Consider the following 18,968-nt stretch of genomic DNA (forward strand, 5'->3'; position numbering starts at 1 on the left):
TCGCACTTTCTGTTTTGGTATTCTGTGACAAATGTCGCACTATATAGGAGGGAGCGTGAAACCAAATGCTACCGAGTTGGTAATTTTGAAAATTTTATGGCGTCAAGCACCAAGAACCGGCAAGGAAATTCATGCTGAAATAGAGTCAAAGCTAAACTGGAGCTATTCATCGACAAGAAAGACACTGGAAAGAATGTGTGAGAAGGGCTACCTTGCGGAGCAAAAACAAGGTAACAAAAAAATTTATACCGCAACCTTAGCCAAAGTACCAACGCTTGCTTTGTATGCGCAAGAATTTGCAAAGCAAGTGATGGAGCTCGACGCACCACTTCCTGTTGCTATGTTTTCTGACAGCAACCTAATTGAAGCTGATGAGCTCGACGAATTGGAAGCGATGCTAAATTCATTGGCAAATAATGACAAGCGCGATCCAGAGTAGGCTTCAGAAATGGAATTAATATTACTTTCTGTATTGTTGTGGGTTGCCTTAACTGGATTGAGTTATGTGGTAGGGGTATCTCTTTGTGCATATTACTTCCAGAGCAAAAGGCTATGGTGGGGATTGCTTGCCGTCACGTTTGTACCTTTTTTGCCTTTTGAATTTCTTGAGCAACAAGAAGCGATACCGTCAGTGCTACTACATGACAATTTACAACAATATGCCGAGCCGTTAATTGCAATGACAAGAAACGTACGAGTCACACTGCCTTGGTTAGAAGTATTATTCACGACTTTAGCGATTGTTTATTGTGTGGGGCTGATTTTCCATTTAGGGGTGCTGCTCACACAGTACAAACGTATCAAATACCTTTGTCTCAGCGCATCAAGAGTTGAGTCTTATTCCCAAGCGTTGTATCAGTTACCAATCACCTGCTCACCGTTTGTGTTTGGCTTGTTAAAACCAAAGATATATTTACCAATGGAGTTTGAAGATTTACCTAAGGATGAACAAGAAGCGTTGATATTTCATGAGCTAACACACGTCAATAAAGGCGATCATATTGCGGTTATGGTGTGGCGCTTGTGCTGTGTGATAGCGTGGTTTAATCCATTTATTGCCAAGATGGAGCAAAGCTTTATTCGAGCGATGGAATATCGATGTGATGAGTTGACGATTGCTCGGTATCAGATTGAACCGCTGGTATACAGCCGGGCTTTGATTAACTCGCTAAAGCGTGTGAAGTTGCAGACGCCAGTAGATATTGCTGCCAGCTTTGCATCAAATTCACTCACGCTTGATGATTATAAAAAGCGTTTTACCATTATTTTAAAACCTCAGAGCAAGCCTAATAATTGGCCTTTGTTCGCTTTCTTTATCTTGTCTTGTTCTGTATTGGCCTATGGCAACCTGCAATGGGCGAGAGTAACAGTATCAAGCAACACAATGTGGCAATTGCCGGTAGAAAATCCAATGATAACATCACACTTTGGTCATATTTCTAGCTTTCGTCACAATAAAGCACACCAAGGTGTTGATTTTGCAGGAAGTACTGGCGACTCAGTGATGACGGTTGCAGCCGGTATTGTAACGGTTGCTGACAATACCACGCTGGCGAAGAATTATGGAAAAGTTGTATTGATCCAGCATGATAACGGTTATCAAAGTTTATATGCGCATTTATATAGTATAGACGTAGCGGTAGGTGAAAAGGTGTTAAAAGGTGAAATGATAGGCACTATTGGTGAAACTGGCAGAGTAACCGGACCGCACTTACATTTGGAAATACTTCATCAGAATACTCGCATTGATCCCCTAAAGCGGTTGGAAATTTAATATGCTAAAAAAATACTTATTAGCCATCATTCTGTTGGCGGTATCCGGCTGCTCAAAGCAACCTAATTCATCAAATGAAAGCCTGTCAGTGCAGCCTAGTAAAAGAGTAGCAGTTCCTACCGTTACAACTAGCGTCGGTGAGTTACATACCCCCAATTTAAGCACTACCTCATCAGAAGCGACGAGCGACAACAAAAATGACAAGCAGTGGTTGCTTCTCAAGCTCAAGTCAGGTGAGAGCTTAACTACTTTGCTTGCGCCATTCGCATTTAGTGACCGAGATAGTTGGCTAGTTGAAAAGTCAGTCGCGACTTGGACCTCTTTAACTAAGCTCAAGACTGGACAGACAATTGAAGTTGCATTGCGCGAGGGTCAGGTTGAACTTATCCGTTTTGAGCTCGATTTTGCAAAGCTAATAGAGATAAAAAGAGCTAAAGATGGGTGGCAGGCATCACTTGAGAATCTTGAAACCGTTACGCGTACCAAACGACTCTCAACAGTAGTTGAATCCAGCTTTTTTGTTGATGCAAGTAAAGCAGGGATCCCTCACGATATTATCAATCAGGGTATTATTGCGCTGTCACATCTGGTTGATTTCCAGCGAGAAATATATGCAGGTGATCAAATTGACTTTGTTTATCAGCAAAAATCGTTGCTATCGACCTCTAGGCTTGCAGAGAAAAGCGACATAGCCACGCAGCTGCAGCATGTTGCGCTGCTATCAGGAAAAGAAGAATATCGACTTTATCAATTTTCTGATGAGTCAGGAATGTCTGCTTTTTACCATGAAGACGGCAGGCTCGCACAGAGCTTTTTGATGAAAACACCACTCAATGGAGCAAGGTTATCTTCCAGTTTTGGTAAACGTCACCATCCCGTGCTTGGCTATACACGTATGCACAAAGGCATAGATTTTGGTGCGCCGATTGGCACGCCTATTATGGCGGCCGGATCAGGAGAGGTGATCAAGGCCAACTGGGGAGGAAGCTTTGGCAATCGCATTATTTTGGCACATGGTAACGGTTATCAAACGCTTTATGCTCACTTAAAAGGGTTTGCCAAAGGGATTACAGCCGGGGCTAAAGTAAAGCAAGGTGAGGTGATTGGCTACTTGGGAAATACCGGTCTTTCACAAGCACGTCACTTACATTATGAGGTGCACAAAGACGGCAAGGCAATTAATCCGCTTACTCTCAAACAGCCAAAATATATCAAGTTGGAAGGTAAACAGCTCAAGCGCTTTATTGCATATGTGGCACAGGTTTCCGACCGGCTTAATGGCAAGGACTCTCGTATTGCTAGTCAAATAGATAATGTTGAACAGGTACAAGTCGGTGAATAATAAAATGACGACAAGGATCAATAGTTTAGACTTTCTTCGTGGCATAGCTATTCTGTGCATTTTACTGATAAATATAGAAAGCTTTGCTTATCCAAACCCTTGGGGCAGCTATCAGTATGGCTTTATGACGGAACTTGACAGTAAGGTGCGGTATTGGGTTTATTTTGTTGCTCAAGGTAAGTTTTATGGTTTATTGGCTGCCTTGTTTGGTGTCGGGTTGACAATGATAATTCAAAAACAGCCGCTAGGATCTGCAATAACACTCAGCGCCTCACGATTACTGGTATTGTTTATTATTGGCTGTACGCATGCTTATTTTATTTGGAGTGGAGATATCCTTTATCACTATGCTGTGATTGGTATTGTGGCGTTAATGATAATTTTGCTTGGTTCAGCGGTGATAAAATTCAGTATTGTCGTTTGTATTAGCTTTATATTGCTTTTTGGTTATGCCAAAGCAGAGCGAACTAACGCACAGTATCAAGCATATGTAGTAGCACAAAGCGTTGAAAAGGCGCAGCGTTCAAGCAAGCAGCATAGAAGTATTTCGCGTTGGGAAAATAGAGTCAAACAAAAGCTCCCAAGGCATAGTGAACTTGAACACCAGCCAACACTGCAAGCGCATTGGCTTGATAATTTTAGTACACCGCAAGTTCATAAAGGTAAGCTATTTTATTCCAGTATCTTTTGGTCAACATTGATGATGATGTTGATAGGATCGCTGTTGTTTCAAAGTGGATTCTTTAGCGCCAAAAAGCTAAGCCCGCTCGTGGTAGCTGCCTTTATTGGGTTAGTGGTAGTGTCAATATATGCTTCTCAGCAACGCTATTTTCACTGGTTATTACACCCTCATATACCAATACTATCCTATTCAAAGCAAATGTTGGTTGTGTTAAATAGAGAACTTCAGGCGCTAGTTTACATTGTTGTTTTATCTTTGCTTTATAATCGTTTCCTCTGCAAGCTGCGGTGGCTCACGCCAATAAATTTAGTCGGAAGATTTGCGCTGAGTAACTATATTCTGCAATCGATTGTACTGGTGATCATATTCTATGGCTTTGACCTTTATAATACCTATAGTCGTAGTGAGCTATTAGTCCTGTGGATCCTGATGGTGTTGTGCCAAATTGTGCTAAATATGATATACGGACGTTTCTTTACCCAAGGCCCACTAGAGAAAGTATGGCGTACACTCACTGCTAAGCTCAGACAATTTAATGACGATGCTAGGGCGTAAAACTGTGCTCTGAACGTGGTGGCTCATAAACTGCGTTATACTATTTTTTACAAACTTAAACTTATTAATTCTAATGTTTTAAATTTAATATAAAGCTTTGTAACGCATGAATAAAAAGTATGGAATTAAAAATAGTGAGAGGGTGGCATAGTAGACATGTGCAGGCCGCGGCAGAGCTATATATTGAAGCGTTTGGTCGCAAGTTCAAGGCAGCTGTTGCAGACAGGGATAAACTGGTTGCAATCATCGCCAAGAGCTTTGTGACAGAGTACGCTTTTGGGGCTTTTGAAGGTGAAAACTTGCTGGGTATCGCAGGCTTTCAAGATGCGAAAAAAGGTTTTACCTCAAACATAGACTTTGCTGTGTTAAAAGAGGAGCTTGGCTTTTTCGGCGCAATAAAAGCGGCTGCTATTTTTTCTTTATTTGATAGAGCACCTGCACAACATGAGTTGGTAATGGATGGAATTGCGGTATCCAAGCAAGCGAGAGGTAAGGGGATCGGCACGGCTTTGCTGCATGCAGTGCAAAATTACACGCGCGAAAATGGTTTCAAAACGTTACGGCTCGATGTCATTGATAACAATCCAAAAGCAAAACAACTGTATTTAAGAACGGGGTTTGTTGCTTCCCACCACGACGACTTTTCTTATCTTGAGTGGTTAGTTGGCTTTAGTGGCGCAACAACAATGCACTGGCGACCTTGAGTATGGAGGTTGGCTATTAAATTAACCTGAGATCAAGATAGTAACTTGTTCTTTAGTCACTGTTATTAGTTGTGGGGGTCATTAGTTTCACAATTTGAACGAGCCTAGTTCACAAAGTGAGCGTCAGTATTGTATTGATTATATGTTGAATGTCCTTTAGATTTGGTGCTGTTTATAACTTATTTCGACATAGGAAGTTGATATGCGCTTATTTGTTTCTTTTCTATTAATCTTCGCTTTTTTTGATCTTTCGGCAAATGAACAACCGATAGGTTATCCAGATGATGCTCAGTGGGTTGAACCAGAAACGGTTGAAGTACTTTCGTATTGGTGCGTTATATTTGGAAAGTTTTACGGTGGGAATACTACGCCAGCAAAAGTAGACTTAAGTATCTGTTCAAATTGGTTTTTATCAGAGCATGACAAAGCCTATACCAATTCATATGTTGTAACAACAAATTCCGGTGGCTACTTTGTTGGTACAGGTGATAAAACTAAAAAGTTTGTCGTAAATTATACGACGACATGGAGAAAAGCGCATATTAATCCGCCTGTGTCAGGCGTACACGATTACGGGGCTGTCTCTGAATTTAGCGAGCAAGTAAATCAGTGTCCGCCAGACTCTAACCCAGAGTATACACACCCACATGACAGTGATAATGATGGCCAAATAGATCGGTGTTACAATCCAGATGATAAGCTTGTATGTTATTCCCCGCATACAAACTTGTCAAAAAACAATACAGATACCTACTGTTATTAGTGGTGGGTGTCTTTGGTTTATTTATATTTGGTTTATTTATACAAGTGAGCCAGAACAGAAAATGTATCATTTAGTCGTGCGATAAATGGAAAATAGGTAGCTACCAGTTTAAACGCCATTGGTACTCAATTCTAAACTGTTTAGGTGTCAACGAGCTATATATCTTAAACGCTTCATTAAATGAGCGAATGGAGTTGAAATTACTTTGCTCCGCAATAATCGAAATCGGAATGGATGTTCTCGCCAATAACCTCTGAGCTTTCTTAATTCTGATATGCCGATACAATTCGGTAAAGTTAGTATCTAATTCTTTCTTTAACAATCTCTTCAAAGATGACTCACTCACATTTAGTGTCGAGGCACAATCAGTAAAAGAACGAACTTCATCAGCACTAATATACTCTATAAGTCTAGGTATCCAGGTTTGTGGAGTGGCTGTTATATACGACTCAGTTTTATCACAACTGGTGCGTAGGGAGTTCAGAATACTAATCACTTTGGTTACTTGTTCGACTGAATTAGATCGCTTCATTTCTAACATAGGTGTTTTATATAGAGATTCTTTACATTTTGTATCGAGCGATAAAGCAACCACCTGATTAATAGTCTTTAGCCAATGCATAGTAGGTTGAAGCTCTGGGATGGAGGTGTCGAGTAGCTCATTTCCAAATAACACAACTACGATATCTTGAGCTTTACTTTCACAATCCCATGTATGTCGCACATATGGGGGAATGAGAAGTAGCTCACTTCCCTCTGTTCTAGATACTGAATCACCGATATAGCGCTTTCCTTTACAATTAGTCAGCATTATTAATTCATAACTGTCATGAGCATGGAGTTCAAACATTGGAGAACTATTTTTTAAGTGATGAACTCGGATCGAACGGTTTGGTGAAAAACGAGTTAACTTGATATTTGCCATTTGAGCCAAAACCTCCATAAGGTGAGCTTAAACCACCAAAATTACCATGGGTAGTCGTTAAAGTTAAGGACTAGCTAACAAAATAAATAGCTAAATTTTTACTCTCGTACATATTTTTAATTTATAAAGGTCACTCGCATGGGTAATGAGAATCTAAATATTGTTTTCGACTTGGACGGAACCATCGTTAAGCACGGTAAGCCACTAGATAGCCAAAAGGCTAAAGATATAGAAAGGCTTACATCGGGTTATAATTTGTTTTTTGCATCAGCCAGGCCAATTAGAGATATGCTGCCGTTAGTACCAGAAGAGTTGAGAGGTGCTACATTTATCGGTTGTAATGGTGGACAAGCATGGAAACATGGGGATATGATTTTTTCAAACCAATTTCCCTATGAAGCAATTGGACCGATACTCGATCTTTTAAAAGCTAAATCGGCTCCCTATATTATTGATGGTGAATGGAAGTATGCATTTTCACAAAAGAAGCATGAGTTCCACGGTTATATTGAATCACTATCAGATTTTAGAGTGTCGGAGGAAGATATCATTACGAATGGTGTTACCAAGCTCTTAATTCTCTGCTCACAAGTAAAAAAAGATATCGAACAGTTTGTTTTGTCTAATAATCTGAAATGTAGCCTTCATACCCATACTTATGACAACTTTTTTGACTTAACACCCATTAAAACGAACAAGGCTAAAGCTCTTGATAAACTAGGCGTCGAGTTCGAGAACACTTTGGCAATAGGTAACGACTACAACGACTTTGACATGTTAGATAAATCGAAAATATCGATTTTCGTTGGAGAGACTGACTCTTATGGTAAAGCAAGTTACCGCTGTTCATTTGATTGTGTCCTAGATGTAGTAGCAGATATTATAAAAAGCCTGAGTTATAATCACTAAAATAGCTTAAGGGGAATCAGGAAATCAGTTGGATGCCTTCACTTTTCCTACAATATCTAATGAGTATTACTATCAAGTGGATAAATATTTTTTGGTGTGTACCTGAATAATTTCCTCGTCTATATTTTGGCGGTATTAGGATCCACTACATCATTCAAAAAGGAGATGTATATTAATGTCGGAGCAATATTTATTCCTATTCCCTATAGCTAGTCTATTACTCATTGGAGCAATGACACCCGGGCCATCGTTTATTTTAGTTGCGCAAACTGCTATGGCAAAGTCTCGAATTGAAGCCATTTGTATCGCCAGCGGCTTAGCATTGGGTGCTAGTACATTTGCATTAATAGCATCAATCGGGCTCATAACACTTTTTCAATCAGTGCCTCAGCTTTACGTGACATTCAAAATTTTTGGTGGTTTATATCTCTGTTATCTAGGATTACAGATGTGGCGAGTAGGCAAAAATAAAGCCTGTTATGTTGAGTCTGAAGTATCTAGCAACCCTGCTCATATTAAAGCTGTAACTTTAGGGTTAGCAACACAGTTAAGCAATCCAAAAACTGCAATAGTTTTTAGTAGTGTGTTTGCAGCGATGCTTCCTGCTAGAGTGCCAGATTACACAACATTAATATTGGTTGCCGGTGTGTTCGTCTTAAATTTTTCGTGGTACTTTGGAGTTGCTGTGGTGCTATCAAGTTCAAAAGCGCAAACTCGTTATTTGCGGTTTCAGTCAATAATCAATAAAGGTTCAGGTTTAATAATGGGATCATTGGGCAGTAAGTTTGTCGCGGATGGCTTCAAGATCTAACACTGCATTTAGCTCTTATTGGCCTTCCCTGAATTATTTTTTCTAATTTAATTATATCTGAAGTTTTTTTCGATAAGTTTATAATTATACTCGGATTTTAACCTTATTGCATTGAACTGAACGAAGAAAGAGTATAGTTAGGGTTTGGCGCAGAGATTACCTTTGTTGCAGAATATGTAATCGAAATTGATCTAGCGCCACAAAATTATATTGATTGGCAATTGAATCAGAAGCCATAAAATGTCAACCACCGTTGGTGGCACATCATCAGGGTTTAAGGGTTTAAGATACCTATTCTAGTCTATATTGAGTGTGTTAGACCTTAAGCTCTAACGCGTTTTTGTCTAAATACGAGTTGGACGAGCGGCTGTTATCACAATTAGGTTTAAAATATGAAGTTGCTGTTACACGGCCAAGTATGGCACTTATGCAACTGCCAAATTTGATTAAGCGTAAACAATTCCGACACCCACTATTATAAGCGGTGGGTGTCATTAGTTTCAGTATTTTTTGAACTCAAGTCTTATTTAGAGTTAGTCGAGCTTACGTGGAAATGTATTCGCACCGATAAAAAGGCGCTATTTTTGAGGCTCAACCTATTCAAACGCGTTCAATAATTAAACAACCAACCAATCAGCATTAAAAAATGACCATTTAGCAATAATCTACATGCTTTTTCACTTCAGTTGAGTACTATAAAAATATAGGTAACAACTTGTATTGATTATGGTAGATCTTATTTTACGGCCAAAAGAGCGGTTCGTGATGCTCGCGAGCATCGCGGCTATCAGCCTTGCTATTAGTTTAACTGACTGGGTGCAAAGAGGAATGCACCTTTCGGTGAATATTTTACTATCATCGATCCTCGCCGTGATTTGTCTTTACTGGCTGCCAATGGTGTTAAGTTATCTCGGTGTTCAGCGCTTCAAGCTCTCTAACTGGCCACAGCAATATACGCTTTTTTATTGCCTTATGGTGCTTGGTTGCATGTCGTGGGGTGTACTTAGAAGCCTTTTGGTAAATACGCAAACTTTTACCTTGTTCGAAGCCGCAGCGATTGCACTACCTTGGTCTGCGGGTATTTTTGTTGCGACTACGTTTTATCTATCTCAACGTCATTTAAAACAAGAAAAGCAACTTCGGCAGCTCGCCGAGATCAGACTACTACACAGCCAATTAAATCCACATTTTATGTTTAATAGTCTCAATACGATTTCTGCGCTCTTAAAACATCATCCCGAGACTGCTGGTACGCTTATTCATAACCTGGCTGCTGTATTACGTTATTCATTAAAGCATTCTGTGGTAACGGAAGAAGATGCAAAAAGGGTAACGATAGCCGATGAATTAGTGAACTTAAATCAATGGGTTGAAATTGAAACTTGCCGGTTTGGTGAAAACCTTTCGATTACATTTGAAGTCGATGAGTCCTTAATTAACGAGGAAATGCCGGCAATGCTCCTACAACCTATTTTAGAAAATGCCATAAAGCATGCAAAGGTAAATCCACTGAATATCAAAGTGTTGATTGCAGCTGAAGGCGATGAGGTACTTTTTGAGGTGAGGGACAATGGTGTAGGGTTTAGTGGCGCACTCTTGGCACAGCCAGAGAAAGCCGGCTTAGGGCTCTCAATTACCCGCTCTCGACTTCGCTTAGAAGCAAGTACAGAGTTGGAACTAAGCAACGAAGAAAGATCCGCTGGTGCCGTTGTACGCTTTAGATTAAAAAGGAACGGGCAAGTATGTTAAATATCGTCATCATTGAAGATGAGCAACCCGCAATAGAAAAATTGCTTATGCAGCTATCGCTAGTATCTACACATAAAGTCGTTGGCACATACAGGGATCCAATCGCATTCTTAAATAGCGGCAATAATGGCAATATCGATTTGCTATTTGTTGATATTAACCTACCAAGTATCAATGGCATGGCTTTGGCCTTAAAACTTAAGGCCACGGGTTTTATGGGGGCAATAATTTTTACCACAGCACATAGCAAGTTTGCTGTTGATGCTTTCACACTTGGTGCAGTTGATTATTTACTTAAACCATATAATAACGAGCGACTGTCATTAGCGTTATCCAGAGTTGGTGCTATCGCGAGCACACCTGTAGACATAAAATTACCGAGCAAAGTGGCAGGGAAAATCGTATTGATTGACACTAACCGTATTGATGTCATCAAGCTTGAGTTTGGTCAAGCCTACGCTTATTGCGCCGATCAACACTTTCCGTTAGAGGGTTCATTGGATGAGTTACAAGCTCAATTACCCGCGAGATTTTTAAGAGTCCACCGCGACACCGTTATTAATCAAGAAGCCATCGTCTCGTTTGAACGTTGGGTCACGGGGGGTTATTTGGTGAAATTACGTGGTAGCAACCAGCAAGTTATCACGAGCCGAAACGGCGCAAAAATACTCAAACAAAAACTGATCAGTTAAATAGTTAGGAATTAACATGATGAAATTTATTATGCCATTGGCTTTGGTAGGGTTACTTGCGGCTTGTTCAAATGACGCGCAGCCCGATGTGAAGAAGCAGTTTATACAAGAGGGTCAACCACGGCCTTTGGTTGTTGTACTGGGGGGAAGTGAAGGGGGAAATACACTCTCAGCTTCCCATTGGCGACCTTTTCTTGATGGTTTTAATGACATTGGTGTATCTGTTGCCGCAATGGGATATTACGGTACTCAAAATACGCCAAGCAGTGCGGCAGAATTATCGCTGAATAAAATTGCTGATCGAATAATCACGCTGACGAAAGATCCCATGATAGATGAAAAATGTGTCGCAGTTTATGGTTTCTCCAAGGGGGCTGAACTTGCACTATTGTTAGGCGCACACTTTGATGAAATTAATCATGTTGTTTCAGTAATGCCCAGCCATGTTAGCTGGAATGCAGTTAAAACACTTTCGTCTCGCTCAAGTTGGTCGCTAAATGGGACACCACTTGATTATATTGATGCGCCCTTACTCTCATGGAAAATGCAAAAAGGCAATATCACAGGAGAGTTTACTCCAGCTTTTAATCAAGCACTGAGTGAGGCGAGTGCAGACGCCGTTGCAGCGGCAAAGATCCCTGTAGAAAAAATCAATGGACCAATATTACTGGTGTCGGCAAAACATGACGAGATCTGGCCATCTTATCAAATGTCACAGCATATAGAGTCGAGTCTACAAACAGCCAAATTTTCTTATCCATTTGAACATATTGCAATGGATGGCGGGCACTATAGTTTCAATAAAGAAGTGCAAACGCAAGTTAACCAGTTTTTACATCAGACATTGGTTGATACTTGTATGGCCCGTTAAAAAATACCACCTAATCTTCGTAATTAATGCCTTTCTAGCAGCCAGTTTTAGCGCTAACTGCGTAAATTCACCTTGCTTACAGGATGTAGGCACCGTAGCGAGAGTAGGACGCGGAAGCGGTGTTATTCCCAAAACTGTCTAGCTAGATAAGGGTATAATTTAATGTGATATTAAAAAATGGGTTAGCTGTTTTTTATCTAAGCCTCAGGTTAGTTACGAGTTTAGTGTTGAGAAGGTGACACTGAATGTTGCGCCACCAAGTGTGTTCTTGCAGGTAACGTCTAAAGTGGCATGATGTAAATCTACCACTTCTTTTACGATGGCAAGGCCAAGGCCGCTTCCGGTCATTGATGATTGCTCTTTGCGCCAAAAACGTTCAAAGATCTTTTCGTAGTTTTGAATGTCAATTCCAGGCCCGCTGTCCATCACCGAAATACTGTTTCCTGACGCATGTACTTTTATTAGTGCACCTTCTGCGCTATGGCGTAACGCATTCTCGATAAGATTTTTGATCATGATGTGAATAGAAGACTGATCGCCTGCAAACATCTCACCATTTTCGTCTATCTCTAATTCTAATTGTTTGTTCAACGTAACAGATAAAGGAGCCAGCATCATACAAGCTTCTTTTGCCAGAGGGGTGATACTAAGTGGTTGCTTTGCATAAGCGTCGAGACTCTGGGCACGCGATAAGTCAAGTAGTTGTTGTACCACCCGAGTCATATAGCTAACATCAGCTAAAATTCCAGCATGGGTGTTTTTATCCAGTTTTGCCAACTCCACTCTCGTGTTTAAAATAGCAAGCGGCGTTTTTAATTCATGGGCGGCATTTGCAACAAAACGCTTCTGTTCATCAAACCCAGTTTCGACCCGTGCAATTGCTTGGTTTAGCGAATGCACAATAGGTACAATTTCAACGGGTAAACCTTGCTCGCTCAGGCGGAAGTTAAGTTGCTCGGGTCTTACTCGTGCCAATTGTGCCGCAACACTTTTTACTGGTTTCACAATCGAGCGGATCGAAAGGTATCCCACTAGCATAAATACAAAAAATGCGGCAATGATAATAAAGATAGACACTTGGCTAAGTGCAGGCATAACCGCTTCGTTTGCAAGCTCACCAAGCAGATCGTTTCTACCTAGGTAGATATTAACAGGTACGTTATCTATTTCCGTTTCTATACGGTAACGGTCTATGCCCTTTAAATGAGAGTAGCCAACAGGAATATCTTGGTTGTCCATTAAAGCTTGAAGTGCCGTAGAACTAGTGATGTTGGACGTCGATTGAAGCAGTGTCTCGTTCGTTTCGCCATGGGTTACCCTGAAAACCAAATTGTTATATAAAGCGTCATATCCCCACTTTTCTGCAACATTATCAGATTGATAGACTAGCTCACGGTTGCTGTTAAATGATAGCTGCTCTTGAATATCTTCACTCATCCCAAACATACTTTCTTTTACGGCTAAGTTAGCGTAATTAGTTGAAAATAAGTACAAACTTATTCCAATTAAACTAAATACGCTGGAACCGATAATAAAGAAATGCAGATAGATTTTTTTGGCCAAAGAAATCGGTTTCATGTCAAAATATATCCTATGCCACGTAGGGTATTAATGGTCGTTTGTGCATTAGATGACTCTAATTTTTTACGGATCCGATGAACCGCGACTTGAATTGCATTATCTGTTACTTCAAATCCCATGGCGTATATTGCATCATATAAGGCATCTTTACCCACCGTTAACCCTGCATTTCGGATCAGATATTCCAAGATGGCCACTTCAGTTTTTCCCATTGTTAAGTTTTCACCACAGACGGTAACCCTTCTTGCTTTGGTATCGAGCGACACATTGTTATGGGTGAGCAGATTTGCGGTGTAACTACTTGGGCGACGCAGTAGTGCTCTTAACCTTGCTTTTAGCTCATCAATGGCAAAAGGCTTGTTGAGGTAATCATCAGCCCCCAAATCAAGACCTTTAATGCGGTCATCTACACTTCCGCGCGCTGTGAGAATAAGTATCGGTAGCGTATTTTGTTGTTTGCGGATCTCGCGAATGACCTCTAACCCGTCTTTATCGGGCAAACCAAGGTCTAAAACGAGAGCGTCATACTGCCAACTTTGCATCAATTGCGTATTTTGTGCTGCGGTTATGGCAATATCAGCAGCATGACCATCTTGGGCGATAGCTTGTTGAATAAATTCAGCAAGCTGCTGGTTATCCTCAGTAATTAGCACTCTCATTCGTTTGTAAGCTCCTTTTTTGTGTTATGTTTTGGCTTTGCTGGAAACGCTTGCCTGCAAGTATCAGCTTGAGTAATACAGGTAATACCAGCATGCTCAATAGAGTTGAGGTCAACAAACCACCAATCACAGCCCAAGCCAATGGTGGCCATAATGGGCTGGCGCTTGATGTTAACGGCAACATGCCGATTATTGTGGTTAATGTGGTCACTATAACAGGACGAATACGGTTTTGTACCGATAAGCAAATTGCCTCTTCTAGTGTACAGCCTTGTTGTAAGTGGTTGAGCGCATTTTCGATCAATAAAATTGCAGTATTTACCACAATTCCCATGAGTGCGAGTACGCCTAAGATTGACATAAAGCCGAAGGGGATCCCAGTAATTGCGAGCATCGCCGGTGCACCAATAATACCAAGCGGTATGGTCAGCATAACCAAAGCGGTTAGGCGATAAGAATTAAACTGTACCATCAATGCGGCAAACAAGAGTGCTATGCCAAAAGGAAGGGTTTGTAGTAACGCGCCATTGGCTTCTTCTGACTCTTCTAGTTCGCCGCCAAAGCTAAGCTTTACAAGGTGTTGTTTGGCTATACCTTCCAGCGTTGGCTGTAACGTCTGTAATATATTTTCTTCATCACTGCTAGGTAGTACATCCGCCTTTATTGACATGATAAATTCACCATTGCGTCGCTCAATAAAAGGAGGTGCATTGACAATATCTGCCGATACCAGTCCAGACAGTGCTGTGGTGGCATATTGGGGCAATAGTACCTGTGTATTTACCATATCAACACTGCTTTGGGTTGAGCTCGGGTCAAAGAGAACAAGCTCTACAGGTTCAAAATTATAATCAAGCGTGGTTACTCGCAGCCCAGAACTTCTCCAAGCGATATAATCAGCTATTTCTTCGTGACGTAACCCAAAAGCAGACAAAGCGAGTTGGTCTATGTCTAAGTTGATAGCGGGCGCACCGAAACTATAATTTCTGTATGGAGAAACGACTTCTGGATGCTGGCGAAGTTCCAAAAACATGGCTTCTGCGGCATTGAATAGGGCAGTTTGATCATTGCCTGTGAGCCTTAACTCAATTGGGCTTTCAATTGGTGGCCCTTGTCCTAATTCTTGGGCTTTGACCAGTACTTCGGGAAATTGCTGTATTAGCACACTATTTAGTGATTGCGAAAATTCAACCGGATCTACGTCCTCTGTAAGTGTTACTACTACGCGAGCAATATGAGTTTCGCCAGGCTTTTGTGCGAGGTTATAGTAAAACCTTGGACCTGAAAAGCCACTAAAAACCATGACGTCGGTAACGTGTTTATTGCGACTGGCAAAATCAGCCACCTCATTTGCGGTTTGAGTTGTGGTGTCGATATGACTAGAGAGCGGTAATTGCACATCGATATATATTTGATTACGGTTCGCGCTTGGAAAAAATTGACCATTAGCGCTTGGCAATGAAAGTAGTGCGGTGACAAGCACTGCAGCTAGGGTGAGCGTTATCACAGGCTTTTTTAGCACAAGAGCGGATAAATGATACCCGAGCTTTGACAGAGCGTCTGCGAAGTGGCGCTGCCATTTTTCAAGTCCAGTATTTGAAACATGAATATGAGCAAACAAGATGGGTATGAGTATTAGTGCAGCAAGGTAGCTCAAAGAGATACAAATAATCACCAATATAGGGATTGTTGCGATAAAATCTGCAACACTGCCTTTGGCAAGTAACATTGGGATAAAAGCAGCAATCGTGGTGGCGGTTGCGGCAGCAAGCGGTTTTCTTAACTCAATGACCGAGCGTGTTATTGCTTTTGCTACCGTTACACCTTTATTAATATGGTGGCTTAGTCGTTCAGCAATAATAATACAGTTATCGACCATTAAACCGAGTGACAGTACCAGACCGGCAATGGTCATCTGGTGGATAACGCCGTCAAAAATGGTGAATAATGCAATAGACGATAAGACAATAGCAGGTACGGTCAGGCTTATAATTACGGCACTTTGTATCGACAGAAATAGCAGAAGAATGACACCGATACCAATACAGCTTTGAATAAGCGAATTAACTAAACCGTCACGCCGTTTCTCTGACCAATCTGGCTGAAAAATCTCTATGGACACCGGTGTGCTGTCATATCGTGTATTGATGTCAGTCACGGCTTGTTTAATCGTATGACCAGCGGCTTCAATATTTACTTGATTCGGCGGTAGGGAAAGGGCGATCCCGATAACCTGTTCGCCATTTTTCCAAAACTGTTCAGTTGCTGTTGGTTGCGCTCTGTAATGGATGTCTGCAATGCTACCCAGTGGCACTTTCGCACCTTCAGGTGTGGTTAGCTGTAGATCAACAATTTGTTCGTCTTGATTGAGGTGGTTAATGGGCAACAATGCAAGGTTACTGAGATTGTTAGAAAGTACACCAAGATTATTTTGTTTATTGGCATCTCTTAGCTGCTGTGCGATGGCTGTTGGTGTGAGCCCCAGAGCTAACATTCGGTGTTGAGAATAACCGATAGCCAGTTCAATGCCTGGGTCACCAATTAATGTCGCTTCCCTCACGACGGCAAGCTGGCGTAATTCATCGCGTATTTTTACTGCTATTTTACGATCCATAGCCAACCCATTCCCGGTCTGAACGACAAGTAAGATCCCCTGCGTATCTTGTGCTCTGTCCATAACCTGAATTGAGCCGCCATTTAGCCCTGTGCGAAAGGGCGCAACTTCCTCTTTGATCCGCTGCCATATCAAATCAGTGTTATATTCTTGCTCGTTAAGCTCTATGTCAATAGTGGCATTACCGAAACGGATCCTAGATTGAATTGTATTAATTTGCTCAATTTTGGCGAGGCTGCGTTCTAGTGGTTTGACGATGCTATCATTTAACTGGGTAGCACTTTGACCCGGGATAGTTATCTGAATAAAACCATTGCGATAAGGAAAGCTAGGATCTTCTTGGCTTTTTGCATTAAACCAACCGAATAATCCTGTAATAACGAGAAGCAGCGATAGCCCAAGGACTAAGCGTGTTGAAGCATATAAACTCAGTCTATTTTTTATCATTATCTTGGCCTCTTAGCATGGCTAAATTCACCCCCAATTTGGCGGCGGAGGTGACTAGCACGTCTTGACCTGCAAGTCTTGGCGCGGTCACTAATACTTTATCTCCTTCGTTACCAAGTACATTGACAGAAAACCGTTCAAGCTCTGGCTGGGCAACAAAAACATAAGCTTGCTTGTTCAGGTCGTAATGAATTGCAGAAGCTGGAACGCGAAATAGGGGATCATGAGTAATTGCAAGTTCAAGGCGACTAAGTAACCCAACTAATTCAGGGCTTTGATGATTTAAATCCACGGTTAATTTAAATAAACGTCCTACAGCCATTGATGGCAGGCTTTTCTCGATTACTTTGCCCGTTAACGTTTTATTGATTGATGGCACATAGATAGTAACGGTTTGATTGATAGCTAAATCAATATATTCTTGCTCAGGCAATAGAAACTCAGCTTTTAATGTTGTTAGTGTTTGTAACTGGAAGATGGGTTGACCAGCATCAACAACATCCCCTGCACGTGCATAGTTGTTTGTTATGATGCCATCACTTGGCGCTACAATCTGCTGTTCATTTAACATGTTTCTTGCCTCTTCAAGCAGCACTTTCGCTGAGCGGACTTGTTGAACTTGTTGATTGAGTTCAAGTCTTGCAATATCTAAAACAGAGTCTGAAACGAGCTTTTTAGCAAATAGCTTTTTGAGTCGTTCAAAATCCCGCTCTGCCTGCGCTTGTGCTTGCTGAGCGCTCGTAAGCTGAGATTGTTTTTCACGTAATTGTGTCTCCAAAGTCGGCGAATACAGTGCAGCAAGCACTTCGCCTTTGACAACTCGTTTGCCTGCAAAAGCCGATAATGACTTTATTCGCGCAGTGCTGAGTGAGGCGACATCGACAACATCACTCCCCGTAATTGTGCTGTAAAAACGTTTAGTTGGAATCGTTTCAACCAGCTCTACGGCTTCGAAGACCTCTGGTTTTACTATGTATTCAGCCACTTCTTCTTTTGGCTCAACACTACAGCCCAGCAGGGCTGTAGTGAATAACAAAAAAATGAATTTAAAAAACATAGACATATCCAAGAATAATTTGTGCGCTGCCTGAAGCGTCCACAAGCGGTGAGTCTTTGATCTCGCTGCCATAGCTGGTGTAACTTATGTCAGCTTTAATCATATGATGCTTGCCCAAAAACCAGTCGCTTTGTATGCCGACTTCAAAAGCAGTACTTGAATCACCAAGATAAAAGGCTCTATTGGTTTGTGCTTCAGTGGCTTGAACGCCGTAGTAATAATCAACCAGATCCTCACTTTGAAAGTTTGCGGCGATGTAGGGGAAGACGCGACCATCTTCAAATCTAAATGGCACGCCATAACTCACACTGGCTTCATAACCTTTGTGTGTGCTACTGACATCGTGCATAAATTCAAAGCCAAACTCACCAAAACTGGTATCGTACTCCATCTCAAAACCAGCATCGAAGCTCATGTCTCTGTCTTCCATACCGATAAAGTAATCACTATCGTTTGCCTCAAAGCCGTCTAGCCTGAGGTGTGCAGAAAGGCTGATCTCAAACTGCTCAGTTTGGTAGACCTTATAATTCGCTCTTGGTCCAAGTAAGCTAAAGTTGCCATATTGGATGGCAACAGCTGGGACAAACTCAGTTTCATTACCTATGCCAACGTAGCCTTGGTCTTGAGAAATAATTGCTGCACCAATTCCCCATTTTAGTTGCGGTGATTCTGGTGGCTCGTCTGCTAATACTTGTGTGCTACAAATAATAGATATAGTGGTGACGAGGTTAAGTAGTTTTCTAGCCATAATGATATTCCTTGAAGTTCATGTTTTTTCATTGCAGCTAGAGTAAGCCAGTAAACTTTCTCGAAACTTACAGCATAGAAAATAA

The 18,968-nt window shown here is 41.3% G+C and carries 17 protein-coding genes; 11 read left to right on the plus strand and 6 right to left on the minus strand.

Going from position 1 to position 18,968, the window contains the following annotated elements:
• Nucleotides 1-55: 55 nt before the first annotated feature.
• From HUZ36_RS18025 to HUZ36_RS18050, 6 genes are all read left to right on the plus strand, one after another.
• Nucleotides 56-439 (plus strand): BlaI/MecI/CopY family transcriptional regulator, encoded by a 384-nt coding sequence (locus tag HUZ36_RS18025; RefSeq protein WP_125254117.1) that lies wholly within the window; start codon nucleotides 56-58, stop codon nucleotides 437-439.
• A gap of 9 nt (nucleotides 440-448) precedes the next feature.
• Nucleotides 449-1,774 (plus strand): M23/M56 family metallopeptidase, encoded by a 1,326-nt coding sequence (locus HUZ36_RS18030; protein ID WP_176033598.1) that lies wholly within the window; start codon nucleotides 449-451, stop codon nucleotides 1,772-1,774.
• 1 nt (nucleotide 1,775) lies between these two features.
• Complete coding sequence (locus HUZ36_RS18035; RefSeq protein WP_176033599.1) at nucleotides 1,776-3,116, plus strand: M23 family metallopeptidase; 1,341 nt, start codon at nucleotides 1,776-1,778, stop codon at nucleotides 3,114-3,116.
• A complete protein-coding gene (locus HUZ36_RS18040) occupies nucleotides 3,109-4,353 on the plus strand; it encodes a DUF418 domain-containing protein (RefSeq protein WP_368659806.1) in 1,245 nt (414 codons plus the stop codon). The genes HUZ36_RS18035 and HUZ36_RS18040 overlap by 8 nt, the downstream gene beginning before the upstream one ends.
• Nucleotides 4,354-4,472: 119 nt before the next feature.
• Nucleotides 4,473-5,057, plus strand: a complete 585-nt coding sequence (locus HUZ36_RS18045; RefSeq protein ID WP_147390347.1) for a GNAT family N-acetyltransferase — start codon at nucleotides 4,473-4,475, stop codon at nucleotides 5,055-5,057.
• Between the two features lie 202 nt (nucleotides 5,058-5,259).
• Entirely contained in the window at nucleotides 5,260-5,820 is a 561-nt protein-coding gene (locus tag HUZ36_RS18050; protein WP_176033600.1) for a hypothetical protein, read from the plus strand.
• Between the two features lie 100 nt (nucleotides 5,821-5,920).
• Here HUZ36_RS18050 and HUZ36_RS18055 read toward each other — a convergent pair whose 3' ends face one another.
• The gene (locus tag HUZ36_RS18055; protein ID WP_225740724.1) at nucleotides 5,921-6,745 is read right to left on the minus strand and encodes an AraC family transcriptional regulator; all 825 of its coding nucleotides are present in this window, start codon (nucleotides 6,743-6,745) and stop codon (nucleotides 5,921-5,923) included.
• 138 nt (nucleotides 6,746-6,883) lie between these two features.
• Between HUZ36_RS18055 and HUZ36_RS18060 the strand changes: the two genes are divergently transcribed.
• From HUZ36_RS18060 to HUZ36_RS18080, 5 genes are all read left to right on the plus strand, one after another.
• Entirely contained in the window at nucleotides 6,884-7,654 is a 771-nt protein-coding gene (locus HUZ36_RS18060; protein ID WP_147390616.1) for an HAD-IIB family hydrolase, read from the plus strand.
• A gap of 175 nt (nucleotides 7,655-7,829) precedes the next feature.
• The gene (locus HUZ36_RS18065; protein ID WP_176033601.1) at nucleotides 7,830-8,465 is read left to right on the plus strand and encodes a LysE family translocator; all 636 of its coding nucleotides are present in this window, start codon (nucleotides 7,830-7,832) and stop codon (nucleotides 8,463-8,465) included.
• Between the two features lie 765 nt (nucleotides 8,466-9,230).
• Nucleotides 9,231-10,214: a sensor histidine kinase gene (locus HUZ36_RS18070; RefSeq protein WP_254879583.1), complete on the plus strand. Its 984-nt coding sequence runs from the start codon at nucleotides 9,231-9,233 to the stop codon at nucleotides 10,212-10,214.
• Nucleotides 10,208-10,906 carry a LytR/AlgR family response regulator transcription factor gene (locus HUZ36_RS18075; RefSeq protein WP_147390619.1) on the plus strand — a complete coding sequence of 233 codons (699 nt, stop codon included), beginning with the start codon at nucleotides 10,208-10,210 and terminating at the stop codon, nucleotides 10,904-10,906. The genes HUZ36_RS18070 and HUZ36_RS18075 overlap by 7 nt, the downstream gene beginning before the upstream one ends.
• 16 nt (nucleotides 10,907-10,922) lie before the next feature.
• Nucleotides 10,923-11,777, plus strand: coding sequence for an acyl-CoA thioester hydrolase/BAAT C-terminal domain-containing protein (locus HUZ36_RS18080; protein WP_254879581.1), 855 nt, complete (start codon nucleotides 10,923-10,925; stop codon nucleotides 11,775-11,777).
• Between the two features lie 213 nt (nucleotides 11,778-11,990).
• Here the strand turns inward: HUZ36_RS18080 and HUZ36_RS18085 are convergent, their stop codons facing one another.
• From HUZ36_RS18085 to HUZ36_RS18105, 5 genes are read right to left on the minus strand one after another with little or no spacing between them, the layout of a single operon-like run.
• Nucleotides 11,991-13,355 carry a sensor histidine kinase gene (locus HUZ36_RS18085; RefSeq protein ID WP_176033602.1) on the minus strand — a complete coding sequence of 455 codons (1,365 nt, stop codon included), beginning with the start codon at nucleotides 13,353-13,355 and terminating at the stop codon, nucleotides 11,991-11,993.
• The gene (locus tag HUZ36_RS18090) at nucleotides 13,352-14,017 is read right to left on the minus strand and encodes a response regulator (RefSeq protein WP_125254125.1); all 666 of its coding nucleotides are present in this window, start codon (nucleotides 14,015-14,017) and stop codon (nucleotides 13,352-13,354) included. Before HUZ36_RS18090 ends, HUZ36_RS18085 begins: the two co-directional genes overlap by 4 nt.
• The gene (locus HUZ36_RS18095; RefSeq protein ID WP_176033603.1) at nucleotides 13,998-17,078 is read right to left on the minus strand and encodes an efflux RND transporter permease subunit; all 3,081 of its coding nucleotides are present in this window, start codon (nucleotides 17,076-17,078) and stop codon (nucleotides 13,998-14,000) included. The genes HUZ36_RS18090 and HUZ36_RS18095 overlap by 20 nt, the downstream gene beginning before the upstream one ends.
• On the minus strand, nucleotides 17,065-18,135 hold the full coding sequence (locus HUZ36_RS18100; protein WP_176033604.1) for an efflux RND transporter periplasmic adaptor subunit: 1,071 nt from the start codon (nucleotides 18,133-18,135) through the stop codon (nucleotides 17,065-17,067). The genes HUZ36_RS18095 and HUZ36_RS18100 overlap by 14 nt, the downstream gene beginning before the upstream one ends.
• Nucleotides 18,125-18,883 carry a MipA/OmpV family protein gene (locus HUZ36_RS18105; protein WP_176033605.1) on the minus strand — a complete coding sequence of 253 codons (759 nt, stop codon included), beginning with the start codon at nucleotides 18,881-18,883 and terminating at the stop codon, nucleotides 18,125-18,127. Before HUZ36_RS18105 ends, HUZ36_RS18100 begins: the two co-directional genes overlap by 11 nt.
• Nucleotides 18,884-18,968: the final 85 nt, after the last annotated feature.

Source organism: Pseudoalteromonas sp. McH1-7 (genome assembly GCF_013366255.1).
GTDB classification, from domain to species: Bacteria; Pseudomonadota; Gammaproteobacteria; order Enterobacterales; family Alteromonadaceae; genus Pseudoalteromonas; species Pseudoalteromonas peptidolytica.